The organism is Brenneria alni, assembly GCF_003666245.1.
Lineage (GTDB): Bacteria > Pseudomonadota > Gammaproteobacteria > Enterobacterales > Enterobacteriaceae > Brenneria > Brenneria alni.
In genome coordinates this window covers 1-21353 of record NZ_MJLZ01000007.1, presented here as the reverse complement: position 1 = coordinate 21353, position 21353 = coordinate 1, and the positions used below count along the sequence as shown (strand labels likewise).

Sequence of the window (21353 nt, the reverse complement as noted above, 5' to 3'; positions counted from 1 at the left end):
CCGCTGTCAGCGGGGCATATTGATTTTATAAATGGGGGAGGGGGTGGGATTTTTCAACCCCCACTGGCAAGCGGGATACAACTGGACGCCCCAATCTCTTTAAGACGCTGTAGCATTTTGTCGGCAGCCGCACGGTTATTATAAGGGCCCAGCATAATCCGGTTCCACCCCCCGTTAGAGGCGATCCGGCTTTCAATACCGGCAAAAGCCAATTGCGCTCTTACCGACTCGGCAGGTTCCATGCTTTTGAATGACCCGCATTGCACAATCCAGCGTTGTGTTTTTTCTGGCTTAGACGCCTCAGGCTGTTTCACTGCGTCCGGTTTTTGTATTGGCGCTACCGGCGCGGGTGTCGCCGTTATTGGCGGTGGCGTTGTCGCCGGTGTTTGCGCTGGCGGTTTGATGATTACCTGTGAGCGCGGCACCTGAGTCTGATCGTTATAAGGAACCTCAGAGAGCTGTGTGGGCTGGCGACGCATATCAGACTGCATCTGCTCCAGCAGTTGGCGCTGTTCATCGGTCAACTGTACCGGCGACTGAATATCCCCTCCGGCAGAGGGTTCGGTTGGTGAAGGAACGCCAAGCTGACGGTTTTCCAGCTCTTTGATGTATTGCCAGCGTTCTTCCGGCTTGGGAGGCAACCCACTCCCTTTACCCATACTTTGACGTGGCAATACGGGCGACTCTTCTGGTTTGTTATGGGCGATGAAATACAACCCGCCGGCAAAGGTGACCAAAACGGCGACAGCCAGCGCTATCATGGTTTTAGACGTTCCTGACGCGTTGCTTTTTCTCCGGGTGGTTGTCTTTTTCCGGCGCGTAGTCGAGCGCCCCCGGCTGACATAGTCTCTTTGTGCCACTGTCGTTTCGCTGTGAATTGAATAAAGTGATTAGGGGCCATGTTACTGAACCCTAAAATATTTGACCAGCACCAGAAGTCTTAAAGCCTGTTACGGGAAAAATTCAGTGCCGCAGTGCTTTCACGAATGACCAGTTCACTGGCCAGCAGTCGGGAACCACTGTGTACAGTGTGCCCGTGTAGCTGCTCCAATAATAGCAGCATCGCTTCGCGTCCGATCTGATAACGTGGTTGCGCCACTGTCGTTAATGGCGGCGAGCAATATTGAGCGTGTTCGATATCATCAAAACCGACTACCGAGATATCACGCGGTATATCCAGTCGCATTTTTTTCGCCTGTGAAAGTACGCCCAGCGCGATAATGTCGTTATGGCAAAAAATGGCGCTGGGGGGCTGGGGGTGTTTCATCAGCGCAATCAAGCCGTTTACCCCGGTTTGATAACTAAAATCGCCTCGGATAATGTATTGGTTATCGATGATTATTCCGCAGCGGCGCAATGCCTGAATATAACCCTGCAAGCGGTATTGGCTTAGGTACATATGCTCGGGGCCTGCAATGCAGGCGATACGCTGATGACCTAACTGATGCAAATAGTGTACGGCTTCAAAAGAGGCCGTCAGGTTATCAATATGTACGGTCGGCAATGCTAATTCCGGCGAAAACTCATTGGCCATCACCATTGGCGGCAGATTCCGCTGCTCTTCTTTCCCTGCTTCGAACGGCAGGTCAGATCCCAGGAGCAGCATACCGTCAATCTGTTTGGTAATAATTAAATCGACAAAGGTTTTCTCTTTCTGGCGCTGGTGGGCGCAGTCACCAATCAGTACCAGATACCCGTGTTCAGCCGCGGTTTCTTCAATGCCTCTGAATATTTCAGAAAAATAAGGATCGCAGATGTCCGGCACAATGGTCAGGATGGTACGTGATTCATTACGTTTAAGGTTGCGGGCCAACGAATGGGGAGAATATCCCACGGCAATAACTGCTTGTTCTACTTTTTTTCGTGTTGTTGTAGATACTTTTTCTGGATTCATCAGCGCCCTGGATACGGTTGCTGTTGAGACGCCAGCTTTATCTGCCACATCTTTCATCGTTGCTGTGCTGACTTCTTTCTTTTGCTCCAACGCTTCTCTCCTTGCGTCAGTGTAAACTGGCGCTATCCGCCAGGGTTGCCTGTTTACCTTGCCGGCTGGGGTTATTCAATTGTTTTGGCGTTGCTATTCTTTTCAGAATATCGCTTTCGCGGACAGTCTTAACAGATTGAGCGCAATTTTTATTGCTTAATTTGCATAGAAACTGTGATAGATGTCAGTTTCTCGATGCAGTTCGCAATAACAACACCGTTGGAAGCGCTAGCTGTCCGTTGGGTCGACATCCAGCACCCACTTCACTTTGCGCGACTGTGGCAACGTGTTGATTAATGGTATTGATGCTTTTACCAGGCGTTGTAACAATGCCCGTGAGGGATGTTGCAGCAGCAACTGCCAGCGGAAACGGCCTGCTCGCTTGGGTTGTAATGCCGGCACCGGGCCAAGCAGCCAGAGCCCTTCATCACGTAGCGGGCTGCTTTCCAGCAGGTTCCTCAACTGTTGCAGGAACAATGCCGCCTGCTGATTGTCATGATCGGCGGCGCGAAACAAAATGTGGTTAGTGAACGGCGGCAGAAAAACACTTTGTCTCTCTTTTAGCGTTTGGCTGGCAAAGGCGTCATAGCCCTGTTGCAGCAGAACTTGCAGCAAAGGATGTTCCGGGTGATGCGTCTGCAACACCACATCCCCCGCTTTTCCGGCTCGTCCGGCCCGCCCTGAAACCTGCGTATAGAGTTGGGCGAAACGCTCGGCAGCGCGAAAATCGGCAGAAAACAGCGAACTGTCAACATCCAGCAGCGCCACCAGGGTCACATTGGGAAAGTGATGGCCTTTGGCCAGCATTTGCGTGCCGATAAGGATGCGGGCGCCGCCTTGTCTCACCTGTGACAACTGGTGTTCTAGCGCCCCCTTGCGGCTGGTGGTATCGCGATCAATGCGGGTAATCGGTATTTCCGGAAACAGCGGCGCTAATACCTGTTCCAGTCGTTCTGTCCCCATGCCGACCGGAACCAGATTGGTGGAGCCGCATTGTGGGCACTGATCCGGCACCGGGCGGTGGCTATCGCAATGATGGCAGCTCAGTATATGTTGCTGCTGATGCAGGGTGTAATAGTGATCGCAGCGCGGGCACTCGGCAATCCAGCCGCATTCATGACACATTACCACCGGAGCGAAGCCGCGCCGGTTCAGAAATAAAATCACCTGATTATCCTGCGCCAGATGATGCCGGATCCGGGTGATTAATGGTTGTGACAGCCCGGCAGTAAGCGGCTGGCCCTTTAAATCAAGAACGTGCTGACTGGCCAGCCGTGCATTTCCTGGCCGTTTACTGAGTTTCAACTGCCGGTACTTCCCGATTTGTACGTTGTAGAGCGTTTCCAGCGCGGGGGTGGCTGTGCCCATGACTATCGGAATATTTTCTTCTCTGGCGCGGAATACGGCCAGATCCCGCGCATGGTAACGCCAGCCTTCCTGCTGTTTGTAAGAGCTGTCGTGCTCCTCATCGATCACGATCAGGCCCAGCCGGGCAAACGGGGTAAATAGGGCTGAACGGGTACCAATGACGATGGCCGTCTCACCCGAGCGGGCGCTCAACCAGACGGCAAGCCGTTCGCTGTCGTTCAGGCCGGAATGCAACACGTCGACCGGCGCATTGAAGCGTTCACGAAAGCGGGCAATGGTCTGTGGCGTCAGGCCAATCTCCGGCACCAGAACCAATGCCTGTTTCCCCTCGGCCAGTACGTTTTCCAGTACGCTGAGATAAACTTCTGTTTTCCCTGAACCGGTAATGCCCGCCAGCAGCCAGGCCGAGAAATGTTTATCCTCACTGCGAATCGCTCCCACGGCGGTGGCCTGCTCGGTGTTTAAACGCAGGCGATCGCCCGAAATGCTGAAATTCTTACGCCAGTCGCGTACTGCTTGCCCTGCGGCCTTTAAATCACACAGTCCCTTTTTGCGCAGGGCCTGCAACGCCGTTTCCGTTAAGTCGGTTTCGCTGACCTGATGGCGATAAAGCGGCGCCTGAAATAATGCCGCCATTGCCTGCTGCTGTTTCGGTGCACGTTTCAGCGTATCCAGCGGCGTCGCTTTACCCTGTTCGGTGGCGAACCATTGCCACAGCGGCGCACGGTGCGCGGGTTTTCCCTGACGCAATAAGATGGGGAGGGCATGGAACAATACTTCCCCGATCGGGTAGTGATAGTAATCCGTCGCCCACAGTAAAATGCGCCACAGGCTGGGCGGGAACAACGGCTGCTCGTCGAGTATGGCGTGCAGCGGTTTTAGCTGCGCCAATGGAAGCTCGCTGGACTCGCTGAGTGCGGTGATAATGCCGATAGCCTTACGGTTTCCGAAAGGTACGCTGACGCGTACGCCCACCGGAGGCTTAACGCCCGCGGGGAGTATATAATCGAATGTCCGTGCTAATGGCACGGGGAGTGCGACCTGAGCGACAGACATGACTTCTCCGGCTGTGATCCGCTGCCCGTAGAGCGGTTCGTGCGACGCGTAATACGGGAGTGAAATAATGCAAGGCAGCTAGTGTACATGCTGCGCATGATAATGTGTGGATGCGATTGCATCGGGTGGGTAGATTCTGTATGATTCGCCGCCATTATACTGCGTTGTATAATGGTTGATTGACTCAACTTCTTATTACTCAACTTTCGTGTGGTGTCTGGCGGAACAGGGCTGGATAGCGACACGGCCTTAACAGAGGTTTCCCATGAAAAAAGGTATTCACCCGAATTATGCAGAAGTTACGGCAACGTGCTCTTGCGGTAACGTTATCAAAACCCATTCTACCGTGGGTCACGATCTGAACCTGGACGTTTGTGGCGAATGCCACCCGTTCTACACCGGTAAGCAACGTGATGTTGCAACGGGTGGTCGTGTCGATCGCTTCAACAAGCGTTTCAGCGTACCGGGCAGCAAAAAATAAGTTTTACCGGTTAGCTGTAAGACAACAAAGGCACCTCTGGGTGCCTTTGTTTGATCATAACCATTGCATTGTGGTGAAAAGCGGCTCATCCGTTAATCCGTCCATGCTGGCCTGGTACAGGTTCCTCAGCCAGATTCTCAGTATTCCCAGGTATCCGGGTTGATCCCCATTTCCCGCATGATGATTTTGGCTTCTTCTGGAATTTCATCACTACGTTCTTTACGCAGATCCTCATCGTTTGGCAATGGCTGACCGGTGAATGCATGTAAAAATGCCTCACACAGCAGTTCGCTATTGGTTGCGTGACGCAGGTTGTTAACCTGACGCCGCGTCCGCTCATCTGTCAGTATCTTCAATACTTTCAGCGGAATAGATACAGTGATTTTCTTAACCTGCTCGCTTTTTTTACCGTGTTCAGCGTAGGGGCTGACATACTCGCCGTTCCACTCAGCCATGGGATACCTTAAAGATTAGTCGTAATGAAGATATACCCGTCGTCTTCCGGGTTGCAGGTGTATTGGCTTCCTGCGTCCTGAAATCTGTTGGATATAGCATCTGTCATGAAATATCACAATTCTAGCGGTTATTATGCTTATGCTCAATCTATACGCAAAGAAGTTTAGAAGTCTAGATGTATTGACGTCCAAGTAAACTGAGTTTACTCTTTAGTTCCTATCTCAGCCTCCAGCCAGGAAAAGAGCCGATGACGCGTAAACAGGCAACGATCGCAGTTCGCAGCGGGTTAAACAATGACGAGCAGTACGGCTGCGTAGTTCCTCCTATTCATCTTTCCAGCACTTATAACTTTACCGGATTTAACCAGCCAAGAGAGCACGACTATTCCCGCCGGGGTAATCCCACCCGCGATGTCGTTCAGCGTGCGCTGGCTGAATTGGAAGGTGGTGCGAATGCCGTACTGACCAGCAGCGGCATGTCCGCCATTATGCTGGTCTGCACGGTTTTTCTGCGCCCCGGCGATCTGCTTGTGGCGCCTCATGATTGCTATGGCGGCAGTTATCGCCTGTTCGACAGCTTACATAAACGTGGTGCCTTTCGCGTCAGGTTTGTCGATCAGGGAGATGAAGCGGCGCTCAATGCGGCACTGGAAGAGAAGCCTAAACTGGTGCTGGTAGAAAGCCCCAGCAATCCGCTGCTGCGCGTGGTGGATATCGCCGCCATTTGCCAGGCGGCGCGTGCTGCGGGTGCAACCAGTCTGGTGGATAACACCTTCCTGAGTCCGGCATTGCAGCAACCGCTGGCACTGGGCGCGGATTTGGTGGTTCACTCCTGTACCAAGTATCTGAACGGTCATTCCGACGTGGTGGCGGGGGCAGTGATTGCCCGCGATCCGGAAACGGCAACCGAGCTTGCCTGGTGGGCAAACAATATCGGCGTAACCGGCGCCGCGTTTGACAGCTATTTGCTGCTGCGCGGCCTGCGCACATTGTCTCCGCGTATAGCGGCGGCGCAGAAAAATGCGCTACAGTTGGTTGAGTATTTACAGCAACAGCCGCTGGTGAAAAAATTATATCATCCTTCGTTGCCGCACAATCCCGGCCATGAAATTGCACGTCGTCAGCAATCCGGGTTTGGCGCTATGCTCAGTTTTGAGCTGGATGGGGATGAAGATACCCTGCGCCGTTTCCTGGCATCGCTGGAACTCTTTACTCTGGCGGAGTCGCTGGGTGGGGTGGAAAGCCTGATTTCCCATGCGGCGACAATGACACATGCCGGTATGGCGCCGGAAGCGCGTGCCGCTGCCGGGATTTCTGAAACATTATTGCGTATTTCAACCGGTATTGAAGACGGTGATGATCTTGTTGCCGATCTGGATCGTGCATTTCAGGCCGCAGCGAAGGGGTAACAATGAGTGCATCAGGAGTAGTGGGAACGGTAACTGGCCGGCAATTGCATAAGTTTGGCGGGAGTAGCCTGGCTGATGTGAAATGTTACCAGCGCGTTGCCGGTATTATGGCCGAGTACAGTCACCCCGGCGATTTGATGGTGGTTTCTGCCGCCGGTGGCACCACTAACCAGCTAATCAGCTGGTTACAATTGAGTCAAATCGATCGCCTCTCTGCTCATCAGGTTCAGCAGGCGTTGCGGCGCTACCAGAGCGACCTGATTGCCGGGTTACTCCCCCCTGAAGCGGCTGAACGCCTGACGAGCCAGTTTATCCGCGATTTGGAGCGTTTAGCCGCACTTCTGGATGGCAAAGTCGATGATGCCGTGTATGCCGAAGTGGTTGGGCACGGGGAGATCTGGTCGGCTCGCTTGATGTCCGCCTTGCTTAATCAATTGGATATGCAAGCCTCCTGGCTGGATGCGAGAGATTTTCTGCGTGCGGAGCGGACAGCGCAGCCCCAGGTGGATGAAGGCCGTTCCTGGCCTTTGCTGCAACAGTGTCTGGCGCAGCATACCGGGCAGCGTCTGGTAGTCACCGGGTTTATCTGTCGTAACGAAGCGGATGAAACGGTGTTGCTGGGGCGTAATGGCAGCGACTATTCCGCTACGCAGATTGGTGCATTGGCGGGCGTTGAGCGCGTGACCATCTGGAGTGATGTCGCCGGGGTTTACAGCGCCGACCCGCGTAAAGTTAAGGATGCCTGCCTGCTGCCTCTGCTACGGCTGGATGAAGCGAGTGAACTGGCGCGATTGGCTGCGCCGGTACTGCATACTCGCACGTTACAACCGGTATCCGGCAGTGATATCGATCTGCAACTGCGTTGCAGTTATCAGCCGGAGCTAGGTTCTACCCGTATTGAGCGCGTGTTGGCGTCCGGTACGGGAGCCAAAATTGTCACCAGTCATGATGACGTTTGTCTGATTGAAGTTCAGGTGCCTACGGAACACGACTTCCCACTGATACAAAAAGAAGTTGAGCAGTTACTGAATCGTTCGCAAATAAAACCGCTGGCAACGGGGAGCCATCACGATCGCAATCTGCTGCAACTGTGTTACACCTCAGAGGTGGTCGACAGCGCCTGGCAATTACTGAACCAGGCCGATTTGCCTGTACGATTAACCATGCGCGAGGGGTTAGTGCTGGTAGCGATGGTGGGCGCTGGCGTCTGCAAGAATCCGTTGCATAGCCACCGTTTTTACCAACAGTTGAAAGATCAGCCGACGGAATTTATCTGGCAGTCTGAAGATGGCATCAGTCTGGTGGCGGTATTGCGCGTCGGGCCAACAGAACACCTGATCCGTGGGCTACATCACTCGTTGTTTCGTGCGGAAAAACGCATTGGTCTGGTGTTGTTTGGCAAAGGGAATATCGGTTCCCGCTGGCTGGAACTGTTTGCCCGTGAGCAAACGAATATTTCTGCCCGCACCGGGTTTGAATTTGTGCTTGCCGGTGTGGTGGACAGTACTCGTAGTCTGTTGAATTACGACGGTCTGGATGCCAGTAGGGTGTTAGCCTTTTTCGAGCGTGAAGCACTGGAACGTGATGGCGAAGATCTGTTCCTGTGGATGCGGGCGCATCCATTTGATGATTTAGTGGTGCTGGATGTGACCGCCAGTGAGTCGGTTGCCGATCTGTACCTTGATTTCGCCAGCTACGGTTTTCATGTGATCAGCGCCAATAAGCTGGCAGGCGCTTCCGGCGGCAATAATTATCGCCAGATCCGGGATGCTTTCGCCAAGACGGGCCGCCACTGGTTATATAACGCCACCGTCGGCGCGGGTTTACCTGTGAACTTTGCCGTCAGAGACTTGCGCGAAAGTGGCGACAGTATTCTGTCCATCAGTGGCATTTTCTCCGGCACGCTGTCGTGGCTGTTTCTGCAATTTGATGGTTCAGTGCCGTTCACTGATCTGGTTGATCAGGCCTGTCAGCAAGGGCTGACGGAGCCTGATCCGCGCGTTGACCTGTCTGGGCAGGATGTGATGCGTAAGCTGGTGATTCTGGCTCGTGAGGCTGGCTATGAAATTGAACCGAGTCAGGTTCGCGTTGAGTCGCTGGTTCCGGCGGGTTGTGAAAAAGGTTCCGTCGATCAGTTCTTTGAGAATGGCGAACCGCTGAACGAGCAGATGTTGCAAAGGCTGGAGGCCGCTCAGGAGATGGGGCTGGTTTTGCGGCATGTCGCCCGTTTTGACAGTAACGGTAAAGCCCGTGTCGGTGTTGAGGCGGTAAGGCCCGATCATCCGCTGGCATCCTTGTTGCCGTGCGATAATGTGTTTGCAATAGAAAGCCGCTGGTATCGGGATAATCCGTTGGTGATCCGTGGGCCGGGAGCCGGGCGGGATGTAACCGCCGGGGCTATCCAGTCGGATTTAAACCGTCTGGCGCAACTGCTTTAATGCCGGGGACAAAAAGACGCCGGGAGGTTTCGTTACCCCGGCGTATATTCCAGCGGAGAATATTAAAAAGCAGGTAATCAATATTAACGATATTGCTATATTTATAGAAAATAAAGCTGTGATGATTTATTTTTAAACGGAAATTCATGATGTTTATCACAAAAAAATAATTTAAACACCGTATTAACTTGTTCGTATTCTGAAGTTTATGCATCATGTAATCCGATTTGGGATTGTTACTGAACTTTGGGCAAAACCCAGGCATCATCAGTGTATAGTACGATATATTCTGATGATGCCTGGGTTTTTGTTTTTATGGGTAATTGATAGTCGTTTATTTATTAAAAAAGCACGTAAAGCATTATTGCTATAATTTACATACTACTAATCATAAGTATCATTTTTCTATAAGTTAGATAAAGAATATCCGAAAATTATTGAAGCCCTGAAACGCAGGAGAAACGCGGGAGAAGGTAAATGACAAAAATTCGTGTTTTACAGAATAAAGAAAAGGTAACGGTTAATGCGGAACTGCATTCTCAGTTTATAGAAAACCTTGGCACTAATATTTACAATGGTATCTGGGTTGGTGAAGATTCGAAAATCCCTAATTATCATGGGATCAGGAAGGATATTGTGGATGCGTTAGCCCGGATTTCGCCACCGGTGCTAAGGTGGCCGGGGGGATGCCATGCCGATCATTACCACTGGCGTCACGGAATCGGCAACCGGTCTGAACGTCCGGTGGATTACAATGAGGTATTTGGTTCCAATATCTTGGATTACAACCAGTTTGGCACCCATGAGTTTATCACGTTATGTCATCTCGTCGGTTCAAAACCGTGGATAAATATTAATATGTTGACCGGTTCGCCTGCTGAAATGGTTGAATGGGCAGAATACTGCAACCGGAAGGAATTCACTACGCTTGCTAAAGAAAGGGAAGCAAACGGTAGCCCTGAGCCTTTCCATGTTGAATACTGGGGAATAGGAAACGAAAGCTGGGCCGGGGGCGGAACCTATACGGCGGCTGAATATATTGCTGAATACAGAAAATATGCCACGGCATTCCCGACATTTAGTAATATGCTGTCACCTCAGAGTGAACATTATCCGTTAAAATTTATAGCTGTAGGCCCCGATGGCAATAAAGAAAAAGAGCGTGTTTTATGGACGAAGGAATTTTTTTCTTCTATTTCAAGATTCAGGCAGCCTAAAATAGATGGTTACGATTTGCATTTTTATAATTGGAATATTTCTGATCCGACTGACAATATCGTTGATTTTAATGAGAAGCAATGGTTTAAGGTTTTATCAGGCGCTCTGGAGATCGAAGATGTTGTCATTGAACAACATGATTTAATACAAGAAGGAATTAATAATATCGCTGAAACAGAGGGGCCTTTTCAATATAAAATAGACTGTGATTTAATTATTGGTGAATGGGGGAATTGGCATACTTTTTCATGTGATGATGGACGGGTATTATGGCAACAATGCACCATGCGAGATGCCATAACGACTGCTTTGACGCTCGATATTTTCCACAGGCATAGCGATAAAGTTAAAATGGCCTGTGTGGCTCAAACAGTAAATGTGCTGAATTCACTCTTTCTCACCGATGGCGAGCGCACTATTTTAACACCCAATTATCATGTATTTGATATGTATAAGGTGCATAGAGAAGCGGATTTATTAGTGTGTCAGGTCGACACGGAGGTGCTTTCCAGTGAAAACAATAAAACAGTTAATGCAATATATGGGTTTGCTTCAATGAAGGACAATGTCATCAATCTTAATATCATCAATACCGATATGTTCAAAGAGCACACCATCCTTATTGAATTTGATAAGCCAGTTGAGTTTTCTAACGGAACAATATTAAAAGGAGAAAGCGCACGCTCACATAACACATTCGCCGCGCCTCATTGCGTAATACCCGCAGTATTCAATTCGATTAACAAGGTGAGTGATGGTATTTGGGCGATGAGCGTTTCTCCGTCGTCTATAAGCGTAGTCTCTTTTAATGTCTGACTTAACGTCATTGGCGCGACAATAAGGTAAAACAGAATCCCTGACGTAAGTCGGAGATTTACGTCAGGGAGGGAAACCAACACTGCTGCAACTGGAAAATGACGGGTATGGAACGGGAATATCTTTCCATGAACAGTGCGTTTCTCCGCATGTGTAATATTGTTGAGCTGGCGGGGGTAACGTGAAAATTCCTCATGTTACATGAGGAATCATCACTTCATCACCTGTTTAAAAAGATTGACTCTTTAAGCGGATTACGTCATTTTCTATACGGACGTCTAAACGTATAGACGTTTGAAAATGATAACAATGACAATAGGTAATGGGGTGGCAGGATGAGTTTTTTTCACGCAAACCAGCGGGAAGCACTGAATCAAAGTCTGGCGGAATTGCAGGGACAGATTAATGTTTCATTTGAATTTTTCCCACCGCGCACCAGTGAAATGGAGACCACTCTCTGGAATTCCATCGACCGTCTGAGCAGCCTCAAGCCGAAGTTCGTTTCTGTTACCTACGGCGCGAATTCTGGTGAACGCGACCGTACCCATAGCATTATTAAGGCGATTAAAGAACGGACGGGATTGGAAGCCGCACCTCATCTCACCTGTATTGATGCCTCACGCGAGCAGCTACGTGAAATCGCCCAGGATTACTGGCAGAGCGGTATTCGGCACATCGTCGCGTTGCGCGGCGATTTACCCGAGGGTGACGGTAAACCCGAAATGTATGCCGCCGATTTAGTCTCCCTGCTAAAAGAAGTGGGCGACTTTGATATTTCCGTTGCCGCTTATCCGGAAGTGCATCCCGAGGCAAAAAGCGCTCAGGCTGACCTGATCAACCTGAAGCATAAAATTGACGCCGGGGCTAACCGGGCGATCACCCAGTTCTTTTTTGACGTTGAAAGCTATTTGCGTTTCCGCGATCGCTGTGTTTCTACCGGTATTGATGTTGAGATTGTGCCCGGTATTCTGCCGGTTTCCAATTTCAGGCAATTACAGCGCTTTGCTACCATGACTAACGTGCGTGTGCCGAACTGGATGACGGCAATGTTTGATGGTCTGGATAATGATCCCGAAACCCGCAAAATGGTTGGCGCATCCATTGCTATGGATATGGTAAAAATCCTGAGCCGTGAAGGGGTAAAAGACTTCCACTTCTACACCCTCAACCGTGCTGAACTGAGCTACGCAATTTGTCATACTCTGGGCGTGCGCCCTGCTATTGGCTGACCGGGGCTAATGAAAACCCTGCGCAAGCAGGGTTCAGACCATCGACAAAGCTCATTATTAGGGAGAGCGTGCTGAGGGGTCGTAGCGGCGTAAGCCGCCGGAGCGCCCCTCGGTACGGTAGGCCCGTGTATCTCAGGCTTACAGGCTACTTTGTCAGCAACCTCAACCCTGTGCAAGCAGGGTTCAGACCATCGACAAACTACCACAGAGTTAGTCATGCTCACTGCTGTTGCCGGGTAAAGCCGGTTCCTATTTTCTCTGCATTCAAACCAAGATTTTTTCACCAGTATATTCATGCCATGAGTAAAGTTTCTGCTCCTATCGTGGATGGGTACGATGTTGACTGCGAACTTAACTGTTTTCCAGTCATTCAGCACAACCTGTATCGTTAACAAAAATACACAAAATGCTATCAATGCCAAATTGCTTGAATACGCCTGGTAACTCGTTATAGCGTGGCAGATGGTTGGCGGAGCTGGCTGATAAACATGGACTCGACCTATTAATAGTAAAAATATTGTTTTATTTAGGTGGAAATAAATAGATACGCTTTGATGGGATGTATTATTCAGGTTAACTATTGATAGGGTTAATCTATCAATTGTATTCTATCTATCGTTTTTTGCTATCATGATAAGGAGAATAATTAATGAATATTCGGGATTTAGAGTATCTGGTGGCGTTAGCAGAACATCGTCATTTTCGGCGGGCCGCAGATTCTTGCCACGTTAGCCAACCAACACTCAGTGGGCAAATCCGTAAGCTGGAAGATGAATTAGGCGTAATGCTGCTGGAGCGAACCAGTAGAAAAGTCCTGTTTACCCAGGCTGGTTTATTGCTGGTTGAACAGGCGCGCACCGTATTACGTGAAGTTAAGGTATTGAAAGAGATGGCCAGCCAGCAGGGAGAAACCATGTCAGGGCCGTTGCATATCGGCCTGATCCCGACAGTCGGGCCTTACCTGCTGCCACAAATTATCCCGATGTTGCACCGCACATTTCCCAAGCTCGAAATGTATTTGCATGAAGCACAAACCCATCAGCTTTTGGCTCAACTGGACAGCGGCAAGCTGGATTGCGCCATATTAGCGCTAGTGAAAGAGTCTGAAGCCTTTATCGAAGTGCCCTTGTTTGATGAACCGATGAAGCTGGCAATTTATCAGGATCACCCCTGGGCGAATCGGGAACGGGTCGCAATGGCTGATCTGGCTGGTGAGAAACTGCTAATGCTGGAGGACGGCCATTGCCTGCGCGATCAAGCGATGGGATTCTGTTTTCAGGCCGGGGCGGATGAAGACACGCATTTCCGTGCCACCAGCCTGGAAACGCTGCGTAATATGGTGGCGGCGGGCAGCGGTATCACCCTGTTGCCATCGCTGGCGGTGCCTCATGAACGCGAACGCGATGGCGTCTGCTACCTGCCCTGTTACAAACCGGAGCCGAAGCGCACCATTGCTCTGGTTTACCGCCCCGGCTCACCGCTGCGCGGACGCTATGAGCAACTGGCCGATACCATCCGTGAGCATATGCAAAGCCATATGGAAACCGCGTCAAAACAAGCGGTTTAATCCATTTAGCGCTGCAACCCGATAGGCTTCCGCCATTGTTGGGTAGTTGAAGGTAGTATTAACGAAGTATTCGATAGTATTACCTTCACCCTTCTGTTCCATAATCGCTTGCCCGATATGAATAATTTCAGCCGCACGTTCACCGAAACAGTGGATCCCCAATATCTGTTTCGTTTCACGGTGGAATAAGATCTTCAGGCTTCCCACGTTCATCCCGACAATCTGCGCGCGCGCCAGGTGCTTAAACTGCGCACGGCCCACCTCATAGGGTACTTTCATTGCGGTGAGTTGCTGCTCGGTTTTTCCCACGGAACTGATTTCAGGAATGGTGTAAATCCCGGTGGGAATATCCTCGATCAAATGGGCGTTGGCATCACCTTTGATGATGGCCTGTGCAGCGAGACGGCCCTGATCGTAAGCGGCGGAGGCCAGACTGGGGTAGCCGATGACGTCGCCGACGGCGTAAATATGCGCCAGCCCGGTCTGATACATGCTGTTGACTTTGAGTTGCCCGCGGCTGTCGGTGCTCAGGCCGATATGTTCCAGACCGAGCGTTTCCGTGTTACCGGTACGTCCGTTAGCGTATAGCAAGCAATCAGCTTTCATCTTTTTACCTGACTTGAGGTTAACGATGACGCCATCTTCCAATCCCTCAATGCTTTCAAACTCCTCGTTATGGCGGATTACCACGCCATTGTTCCAAAAGTGGTAAGACAGCGCGTCCGACATCTCTTGATCGAGAAAGGCCAGCAGACGATCGCGAGTATTGATGAGATCAACTTTAACGTTGAGACCGCGGAAAATGGACGCATACTCACAGCCAATCACCCCCGCCCCGTAAATAATGACATGCCGGGGCTCGTGGTCGAGTTGCAGGATGGAATCGCTGTCGTAAATCCGGGCGTGGTTGAAATCGACCTCTGCCGGGTGGTAAGGGCGAGAACCCGTGGCAATGATGATATTGGCCGCAGTCAGCGTGTCGTGGGTATTGTCCGGGTAATGAATGGCAAGGGTATGCTCATCAATAAACCGGGCCTCGCCAGAGAATAGATCGCACTGATTACGTTCATAAAACCCCTGGCGCATTTGGGTTTGCTGGCCGATAACGCTGTCTGCGTGGCGCAGAATGTCAGAAAATGAGGAGCTGATAATACGAGCATTATCGCTGTATAGCGGATTTTGATTAAATTCAATAATACGGCTAACGGCATGGCGAAGCGCCTTGGATGGAATGGTTCCCCAATGGGTACAACCGCCGCCAACATTATAATGCCGCTCAATAACCGCTATTTTTGCACCCTGCTTGGCTAATCCCATAGCGGCGCCTTCACCGCCGGGGCCGGAACCAATAACGATGGCATCATAATCGAACTGTTTTGGTGTGGTCATTGTAGGTTAACCCATTTTATGCAAATTAATAACATGATTGTAACATCCACCAGGGAAGAACCCAATCATGCTTGTATTTATTATAGAAACCTATTATCGCATTTTTAATATGGCAAATTTTGTCCCAGTATGTTGGCAATAAAGTTTGCTATAGTGCCTTTCTGGAAAGGAGGGCAGATGATTTGGTCAGGATAATGGGTGTCAGAGCACAACAAAAAGAACGGACTCGTCGTTCCCTTATTGAGGCGGCGTTCAGCCAGTTAAGCGCTGAACGCAGTTTTGCCAGCCTGAGCTTACGTGAAGTTGCGCGTGAAGCCGGTATCGCGCCGACCTCTTTCTACCGCCATTTTCGTGACGTGGATGAACTGGGGCTGACAATGGTGGATGAAAGCGGGCTAATGCTGCGTCAGTTAATGCGTCAGGCACGCCAGCGGATTGCCAAAAGCGGCAGCGTGATAAAAACATCCGTCTCGACCTTTATGGAGTTCATCGGCAATAACCCCAATGCTTTCAGATTATTATTGCGTGAGCGTTCAGGAACGTCCGCTGCGTTTCGTGCGGCGGTCGCGCGTGAGATACAGCATTTTATCGCCGAACTGGCTGATTATCTGGAAGTCGAAAACCATATCCCGCGTAGTTTTGCGGAAGCGCAGTCGGAAGCGATGGTCACCATTGTTTTCAGTGCCGGAGCGGAAGCGCTGGATGTCGGTCTGGAACAACGGAAGCAGTTGGAAGAGCGGTTGGTATTGCAATTACGCATTATTTCTAAAGGCGCCTATTACTGGTATCGCAAAGAGCAGGACAGCGGATCCGGTAGGTCGTAAATTTTAGATATAAACAGGCATGAAAAAGGAAAAGCCATGACAGAACAACCTCATCATCGGGAAAAAGGTACGCTGATCCTGGCGCTGGTCGCCGGTTTGTCGGTTAACGGCTCATTTGCGGCGTTGTTCAGCGCCATCGTCCCGTTTTCGATATTTCCCCTGATTGCGTTGGTTTTATCGGTATATTGCCTGCATCAGCGTTATATGAACCACAGTATGCAGGAGGGAATTCCTGTGCTGGCATCAGCCTGTTTTCTGTTAGGATTACTGCTTTACAGCGCCATTGTTCGTGTTGAGTACCCTGCCATCGGCTCAAATTTTGTTCCCTCAATTTTGTGCGTGGTATTGGTATTCTGGATTGGTTTTAAGCTGAGGGGCCGCAAATCCTCTGAAGAGAGCGATCCCCCCGGGGCATGAAGCGACAGGCGGGCATGACAACATGATTATTGGCGTTTCTCCAACAGCACGCCGCACTCCATATGACGGGTATAGGGAAACTGGTCAAACAGTGCCAATTGACTGATCTGATGGGTTTCCACTAACGTCTCCAGATTCTGGCACAGCGTTTCCGGGTTGCAGGAAATATAGAGAATACGCGGATAACCCTGCACCATTTTGACCGTTTCCGTGTCCAGCCCGCTGCGCGGAGGATCGACGAAAATGGTTTCACAGCGATAGCTTGTCAGATCGATGCCTTGCAAACGCGTAAACTGCCGCACGCCATTCATGGCCTGGGTGAACTCTTCGGCTGCCATCCGGATAATCTGTACGTTATCAATATGATTGGCGGAAATGTTGTATTGTGCGGCTGCGACAGAAGGTTTGGCGATTTCGGTCGCCAGAACGCGATCAAAATTGCGCGACAGCGCCAATGAGAAGTTGCCGTTGCCGCAGTACAGTTCCAGTAAATCCCCGGTGGAGCCTTTCGTGGCATCCAGCGCCCATTCCAGCATATGAATGTTCATGGTCGCATTGGGTTGAGTAAAGCTGTTTTCGACCTGGCGATAAATCATATCGCGCCCTGCAACGTGCACACATTCATCAACATAATCCCGATCGAGACAAATCTTGGTTTTTGTCGCACGCCCAATAAGCTGTAGTTGGAACCCCTGTGCACGCAACTCGTCCCGTAACGTTTCGGCATGTTGTCGCCATTCGTCATCCAGCGCCCGGTGATACAGCAGGGAAACCGCCATTTCACCACTTAATGTTGAAAGGTAGTCAATCTGGAACAGTTTGCGGCGCAGGATAGGATTGTGCCGCAAAGATGCAATCAATACCGGCATCAGTTGGTTTATCAGCTCACTGGCCGCGGGGAAACAGTCGACCCGAATACGCTGCTTGGTCTGCTGATCGAACATAATGTGGTAGATATCGTCCCCATCGTGCCAGATGCGAAACTCAGCACGCATCCGATAATGACGGACGGACGAGCGGAAGATAGCCGGTGTCGGCGCATGAAAGGGCGCCATCATCCTGCACAGACGTTCAGTTTTTTGTGCGATCTGGTCATCGTACTGATCAATAGGCAGGATTTCTGGCGTCATGGTTTTCTCGTCTGAACGGCATCTAAAAGGACTTTATTGGCCGGGAATTGTAGGGAATCCGGTCGGGATGTCCAGTTTTGTCGCCCGATCGCTTTGTAATGGAATGGAAGTCTAGACATCTGCATAAGGCGATCGTAGCATAGCCGCCCGGCCTCGTAGTATGAGTTAAAAGGGAATCCAGTGTAAATCTGGAGCTGACGCGCAGCGGTAAGGGTAGTCCAGGCGATAGCATGTATGCAGACACTGTCTTTTGAGGATGGGAAGTCATCGCTCCTTGTTGTTACTCATCATCGTTGTTACCAACGATATTTAGAGAATTAACATAACAACGACCCCAAGCCCGAAGACCTGCCGGTATACGTCGCAGTGACCATGATCATCGCGTGCTATTTATCATGGTAATGCGGCATCCTCTATATTGTTTGGATGCTCTATTGATGCTTAAAAAAACAACGCTGCTGACAGTGCTCTCTGTCACGGCTTTTCCTGCCTGGGCGCAAGACAATAATCCTTCATCACAAGAGAACTCCGATGAACTGGTCGTTACCGCCAGCCGGTTTCCACAACCCGCTTCCTCCGTACTGGCTTCGATGGATGTCATTACCCGTGAAGACATCGACCGCTGGCAGGCTAAAAATGTATTAGAAGTCATGCGCCGGTTGCCGGGTGTGGATATCGCGCAAAATGGCGGGCTGGGGCAAAGTGCGTCAATGTTTATTCGCGGTTCAGAAGCACGCCACAGTCTGATTCTGATTGATGGTGTCCCAGTTGCAAAACCGGGTATTACAGGTGATGTCGATTTCAACCAGATACCTATTTCCCTTGTACAGCGCATTGAATTTATTCGCGGGCCTCGTTCTGCCGTGTATGGTGCGGATGCAATTGGCGGTGTGATTAACATCATTACGCAAACTGACAACGATAGCGCCAACCTGCGTGCTGGCGCAGGTTCAAATCATTATCAGGAATACGGTGGCGGTATCCGCCATACGATAGCCGATAATACAAAAGTCACGTTGGCTGGTGCCTATCAGGGTACTAAAGGTTTCAATGTCCAGCCCAATTCCGCGTATAGCGGTGATGGGGATAAAGACGGTTGGCGGAATAAATCGTTTTGGGCGGGTGTTGAACATAAATTTGATGAGCGCTTCTCTGGGTTCTTACGCGGCTACGGTTATGGCTCGAATAATGATTACGACACGGGAGGCTATGGCGGTAGCGATAAGCAACAAATTTATAATCATACCTACAGCACTGGCTTACGTTTCTCGCAGGGAGCTTACGCCTCTCAATTGATCGCCAGCTACCAAAAATACAGTATGCTGAATTATATCAGCACCCAAGGGCGCTATGGCGCGGATCATTCACTGGACGATATGGAACAGCGTAATCTGCAATGGGGAAATACGTTTGCCATTGCCCAGGGTACGGTGAATGCGGGTATTGATTGGAAGCAGCAAAAGCTGACGTCTGGTGGTGTGAGTTTTAACACCGGAGCCCGGGAATCGAATAACTATAAACAAGATAATACCGGCGCTTATGTCACCGCACAGCAGCAATATGGATCGGTGACATTAGAAGGTTCTGCCCGTGGAGATGATAACGAACAGTTTGGAAATCATGGAACGTGGCAGGTAGCAGCTGGCTGGGCATTTGCACCTGATTATCGCGCTACGCTTTCCTACGGTACGGGGTTTCAGGCGCCAACATTAGGCCAATTATACGGACAGAAACGCTTTGACATCGATTCGAATAAAAATCTGAAACCAGAAGAGTCAAAACAGTGGGAAGCTGGACTTGAGGGACGGATAGTATCGCTGAATTGGCGTTTGTCGGCATACATCAATCAGATTGATAATCTGATCAATTATGAATATGCCTTCGCGACGAATACAGGAACGTATTACAATGTTAAAGCCGCGACAATGAAAGGTCTTGAGTGGATTGGGTCATTTGATACCGGCAGTTTGCATCATCAAATTACTTTAGGCTATCTTGATGCCCGCAGTGATGAAGATGACAAAGTATTGGCTCGTCGGGCTAAACAGCAGGCTAAATATCAACTCGATTGGACGCTGTACGATATTGATTTCGATCTTAGCTATCAGTATGTAGGAAAACGCTTCGACAATGCGCAGAACACTCGCCGCTTACCGAGCTACAGTACAGCCGATCTTTCCGCCTCATATCCCATCACCCCCCAGCTAACGGTTCATGGTAGAATTGCCAACTTGTTTGATAAAGATTATGAGACGGCATATGGCTACCGTACGGCAGGGCGAGAATACTATCTCACCGGAAGCTATACCTTCTGACCTGCCAGCCCGTTCTACCATACTGGTGTTTGACTCAGGCGTAGGCGGGTTGTCTGTTTATGATGAGATCCGGCAATTACTGCCGGATCTCCACTATATATATGCATTCGATAACGAGGCATTCCCTTATGGTGAAAAACCTCAGCAGTTTATTATCGAACGTGTCGTTGAAATTGTTACTGCAATTCAGCAGCGTCACCAACTGGCGCTGGTAGTAATTGCCTGTAATACCGCCAGTACCATTTCCCTCCCAGCCTTGCGTGAGCGCTTTAATTTCCCTGTGGTGGGCGTGGTTCCTGCGGTTAAACCTGCCGCCAAGCTGACGCGTAATGGCGTTGTTGGACTATTGGCTACCCGTGCGACCGTGCAGCGTCCCTATACGCATGAGCTCATCGCCCGTTTCGCCAATGATTGCCGGATATTGTCGCTGGGTTCTTCCGAATTGGTTGAACTGGCTGAGGCAAAGCTTCAGGGGGAAACCATCGCTATCGAAGACCTGCAGAAAATCTTGAGGCCGTGGTTACGGCTACCGGAACCGCCTGACACGGTGGTTTTGGGGTGTACCCATTTTCCTTTGTTGGCGCGGGAGCTGCATCTGGCATTGCCGGAGGGTACCCGGTTGGTGGATTCGGGAGCGGCTATCGCCAGAAGAACGGCATGGTTGGTCGCTAATTTTGAACGAGCGCCTGTCTCAACGGAAAAGAATCTGGTTTATTGCCTGACGATTACACCTAAAGTTGCCATGTTATGGCCAGTATTACAGCGTTACGGCTTCCTTTCGCTGGAAAAACTACCACTTTAAGGCGCTGGTGGGTAAATAGTAGGCGTTTGATGATTTTTATGCAAAATACCTATTGCGGCCTGCGCAGAAGTCCCTATAATGCGCCACCACTGACCCGGCAACGGCGCTTGCGCGGTTGTGAGGGCAGCAGGAAGTCAGGCATTAATCACTTGACTTCACAGCGGAAATGCATAAACTATGCGGCCCGCGCCACAGCGTAATGTGGCACTGCTCTTTAACAATATAATCAGACAATCTGTGTGGGCACTCACAAGACGGTATCGGCAAGCGATATAAAAAGTCTTGAAGAGTGACTGACAGTAAATTCATTACGAATAAACAGTTGATAATTCTTTGAGCACAGCTATTAAGTTAGCGAATCAAACAAATCTTAAATTGAAGAGTTTGATCATGGCTCAGATTGAACGCTGGCGGCAGGCCTAACACATGCAAGTCGAGCGGTAGCACAGGGGAGC

At 50.3% G+C, this 21353-nt stretch carries 16 protein-coding genes, 1 rRNA gene and 1 riboswitch; of the genes, 11 read left to right on the top strand and 6 right to left on the bottom strand.

Annotation, left to right across the window (positions count from 1 at the left end; all coding sequences use genetic code 11):
* Nucleotides 1-53: 53 nt before the first annotated feature.
* The 3 genes from ftsN to priA all read right to left on the bottom strand — a co-directional run bounded on the left by ftsN (nt 54) and on the right by priA (nt 4408).
* On the bottom strand, nt 54-860 hold the full coding sequence (gene ftsN / locus BIY29_RS05035) for a cell division protein FtsN (RefSeq protein WP_121574061.1): 807 nt from the start codon (nt 858-860) through the stop codon (nt 54-56).
* Nucleotides 861-940: 80 nt separating this feature from the next.
* On the bottom strand, nt 941-1984 hold the full coding sequence (gene cytR / locus BIY29_RS05030) for a DNA-binding transcriptional regulator CytR (RefSeq protein ID WP_121574060.1): 1044 nt from the start codon (nt 1982-1984) through the stop codon (nt 941-943).
* Between the two features lie 228 nt (nt 1985-2212).
* The gene (gene priA, locus BIY29_RS05025) at nt 2213-4408 is read right to left on the bottom strand and encodes a primosomal protein N' (RefSeq protein WP_121574059.1); all 2196 of its coding nucleotides are present in this window, start codon (nt 4406-4408) and stop codon (nt 2213-2215) included.
* A 265-nt stretch (nt 4409-4673) separates the two neighbouring features.
* On the opposite strand from priA, the gene rpmE reads away from it, so the two are divergent.
* Entirely contained in the window at nt 4674-4889 is a 216-nt protein-coding gene (rpmE, locus tag BIY29_RS05020; RefSeq protein ID WP_009114838.1) for a 50S ribosomal protein L31, read from the top strand.
* 137 nt (nt 4890-5026) lie between these two features.
* Here the strand turns inward: rpmE and metJ are convergent, their stop codons facing one another.
* On the bottom strand, nt 5027-5344 hold the full coding sequence (gene metJ, locus BIY29_RS05015) for a met regulon transcriptional regulator MetJ (protein WP_121574058.1): 318 nt from the start codon (nt 5342-5344) through the stop codon (nt 5027-5029).
* A 248-nt stretch (nt 5345-5592) separates the two neighbouring features.
* Between metJ and metB the strand changes: the two genes are divergently transcribed.
* The 5 genes from metB to oxyR all read left to right on the top strand — a co-directional run bounded on the left by metB (nt 5593) and on the right by oxyR (nt 14021).
* Nucleotides 5593-6753 carry a cystathionine gamma-synthase gene (gene metB / locus BIY29_RS05010; protein WP_121574057.1) on the top strand — a complete coding sequence of 387 codons (1161 nt, stop codon included), beginning with the start codon at nt 5593-5595 and terminating at the stop codon, nt 6751-6753.
* A 2-nt stretch (nt 6754-6755) separates the two neighbouring features.
* Nucleotides 6756-9191: a bifunctional aspartate kinase/homoserine dehydrogenase II gene (locus tag BIY29_RS05005; protein WP_121574056.1), complete on the top strand. Its 2436-nt coding sequence runs from the start codon at nt 6756-6758 to the stop codon at nt 9189-9191.
* Between the two features lie 477 nt (nt 9192-9668).
* Nucleotides 9669-11225 (top strand): alpha-L-arabinofuranosidase C-terminal domain-containing protein, encoded by a 1557-nt coding sequence (locus BIY29_RS04995; protein ID WP_121574054.1) that lies wholly within the window; start codon nt 9669-9671, stop codon nt 11223-11225.
* A 335-nt stretch (nt 11226-11560) separates the two neighbouring features.
* Nucleotides 11561-12454, top strand: a complete 894-nt coding sequence (gene metF, locus BIY29_RS04990) for a methylenetetrahydrofolate reductase (protein ID WP_121574053.1) — start codon at nt 11561-11563, stop codon at nt 12452-12454.
* Between the two features lie 649 nt (nt 12455-13103).
* A complete protein-coding gene (gene oxyR, locus BIY29_RS04985; protein ID WP_121574052.1) occupies nt 13104-14021 on the top strand; it encodes a DNA-binding transcriptional regulator OxyR in 918 nt (305 codons plus the stop codon).
* Here oxyR and sthA read toward each other — a convergent pair.
* A complete protein-coding gene (gene sthA, locus BIY29_RS04980) occupies nt 14004-15410 on the bottom strand; it encodes a Si-specific NAD(P)(+) transhydrogenase (RefSeq protein ID WP_121574051.1) in 1407 nt (468 codons plus the stop codon). The genes oxyR and sthA overlap by 18 nt on opposite strands.
* Nucleotides 15411-15601: 191 nt before the next feature.
* On the opposite strand from sthA, the gene fabR reads away from it, so the two are divergent.
* Both fabR and BIY29_RS04970 read left to right on the top strand, forming a co-directional pair.
* The gene (fabR, locus tag BIY29_RS04975) at nt 15602-16234 is read left to right on the top strand and encodes an HTH-type transcriptional repressor FabR (protein ID WP_170158885.1); all 633 of its coding nucleotides are present in this window, start codon (nt 15602-15604) and stop codon (nt 16232-16234) included.
* 36 nt (nt 16235-16270) lie between these two features.
* Nucleotides 16271-16651 (top strand): YijD family membrane protein, encoded by a 381-nt coding sequence (locus tag BIY29_RS04970; RefSeq protein ID WP_121574049.1) that lies wholly within the window; start codon nt 16271-16273, stop codon nt 16649-16651.
* A gap of 26 nt (nt 16652-16677) precedes the next feature.
* Here BIY29_RS04970 and trmA read toward each other — a convergent pair whose 3' ends face one another.
* A complete protein-coding gene (gene trmA / locus BIY29_RS04965; protein WP_121574048.1) occupies nt 16678-17781 on the bottom strand; it encodes a tRNA (uridine(54)-C5)-methyltransferase TrmA in 1104 nt (367 codons plus the stop codon).
* A gap of 134 nt (nt 17782-17915) precedes the next feature.
* Nucleotides 17916-18151: riboswitch (cobalamin riboswitch) on the top strand.
* Between the two features lie 67 nt (nt 18152-18218).
* On the opposite strand from trmA, the gene btuB reads away from it, so the two are divergent.
* The 3 genes from btuB to BIY29_RS04950 all read left to right on the top strand — a co-directional run.
* The gene (gene btuB, locus BIY29_RS04960) at nt 18219-20096 is read left to right on the top strand and encodes a TonB-dependent vitamin B12 receptor BtuB (protein ID WP_121574135.1); all 1878 of its coding nucleotides are present in this window, start codon (nt 18219-18221) and stop codon (nt 20094-20096) included.
* Entirely contained in the window at nt 20041-20898 is an 858-nt protein-coding gene (gene murI / locus BIY29_RS04955) for a glutamate racemase (protein ID WP_121574047.1), read from the top strand. Before btuB ends, murI begins: the two co-directional genes overlap by 56 nt.
* 372 nt (nt 20899-21270) lie before the next feature.
* Nucleotides 21271-21353 (top strand): 16S ribosomal RNA (locus BIY29_RS04950); the annotation flags it as partial.

Excerpts from the sequence above, each read along its gene's own strand:
- BIY29_RS04995 (WP_121574054.1), top strand. The coding sequence starts at position 9,669 with ATGACAAAAATTCGTGTTTTACAGAATAAAGAAAAGGTAACGGTTAAT.
- trmA (WP_121574048.1), bottom strand. The coding sequence starts at position 17,781 with ATGACGCCAGAAATCCTGCCTATTGATCAGTACGATGACCAGATCGCA.
- priA (WP_121574059.1), bottom strand. The coding sequence starts at position 4,408 with ATGTCTGTCGCTCAGGTCGCACTCCCCGTGCCATTAGCACGGACATTC.
- metF (WP_121574053.1), top strand. The coding sequence starts at position 11,561 with ATGAGTTTTTTTCACGCAAACCAGCGGGAAGCACTGAATCAAAGTCTG.
- oxyR (WP_121574052.1), top strand. The coding sequence starts at position 13,104 with ATGAATATTCGGGATTTAGAGTATCTGGTGGCGTTAGCAGAACATCGT.
- rpmE (WP_009114838.1), top strand. The coding sequence starts at position 4,674 with ATGAAAAAAGGTATTCACCCGAATTATGCAGAAGTTACGGCAACGTGC.
- metJ (WP_121574058.1), bottom strand. The coding sequence starts at position 5,344 with ATGGCTGAGTGGAACGGCGAGTATGTCAGCCCCTACGCTGAACACGGT.
- btuB (WP_121574135.1), top strand. The coding sequence starts at position 18,219 with ATGCTTAAAAAAACAACGCTGCTGACAGTGCTCTCTGTCACGGCTTTT.
- murI (WP_121574047.1), top strand. The coding sequence starts at position 20,041 with ATGGCTACCGTACGGCAGGGCGAGAATACTATCTCACCGGAAGCTATA.
- sthA (WP_121574051.1), bottom strand. The coding sequence starts at position 15,410 with ATGACCACACCAAAACAGTTCGATTATGATGCCATCGTTATTGGTTCC.
- BIY29_RS05005 (WP_121574056.1), top strand. The coding sequence starts at position 6,756 with ATGAGTGCATCAGGAGTAGTGGGAACGGTAACTGGCCGGCAATTGCAT.
- BIY29_RS04970 (WP_121574049.1), top strand. The coding sequence starts at position 16,271 with ATGACAGAACAACCTCATCATCGGGAAAAAGGTACGCTGATCCTGGCG.
- metB (WP_121574057.1), top strand. The coding sequence starts at position 5,593 with ATGACGCGTAAACAGGCAACGATCGCAGTTCGCAGCGGGTTAAACAAT.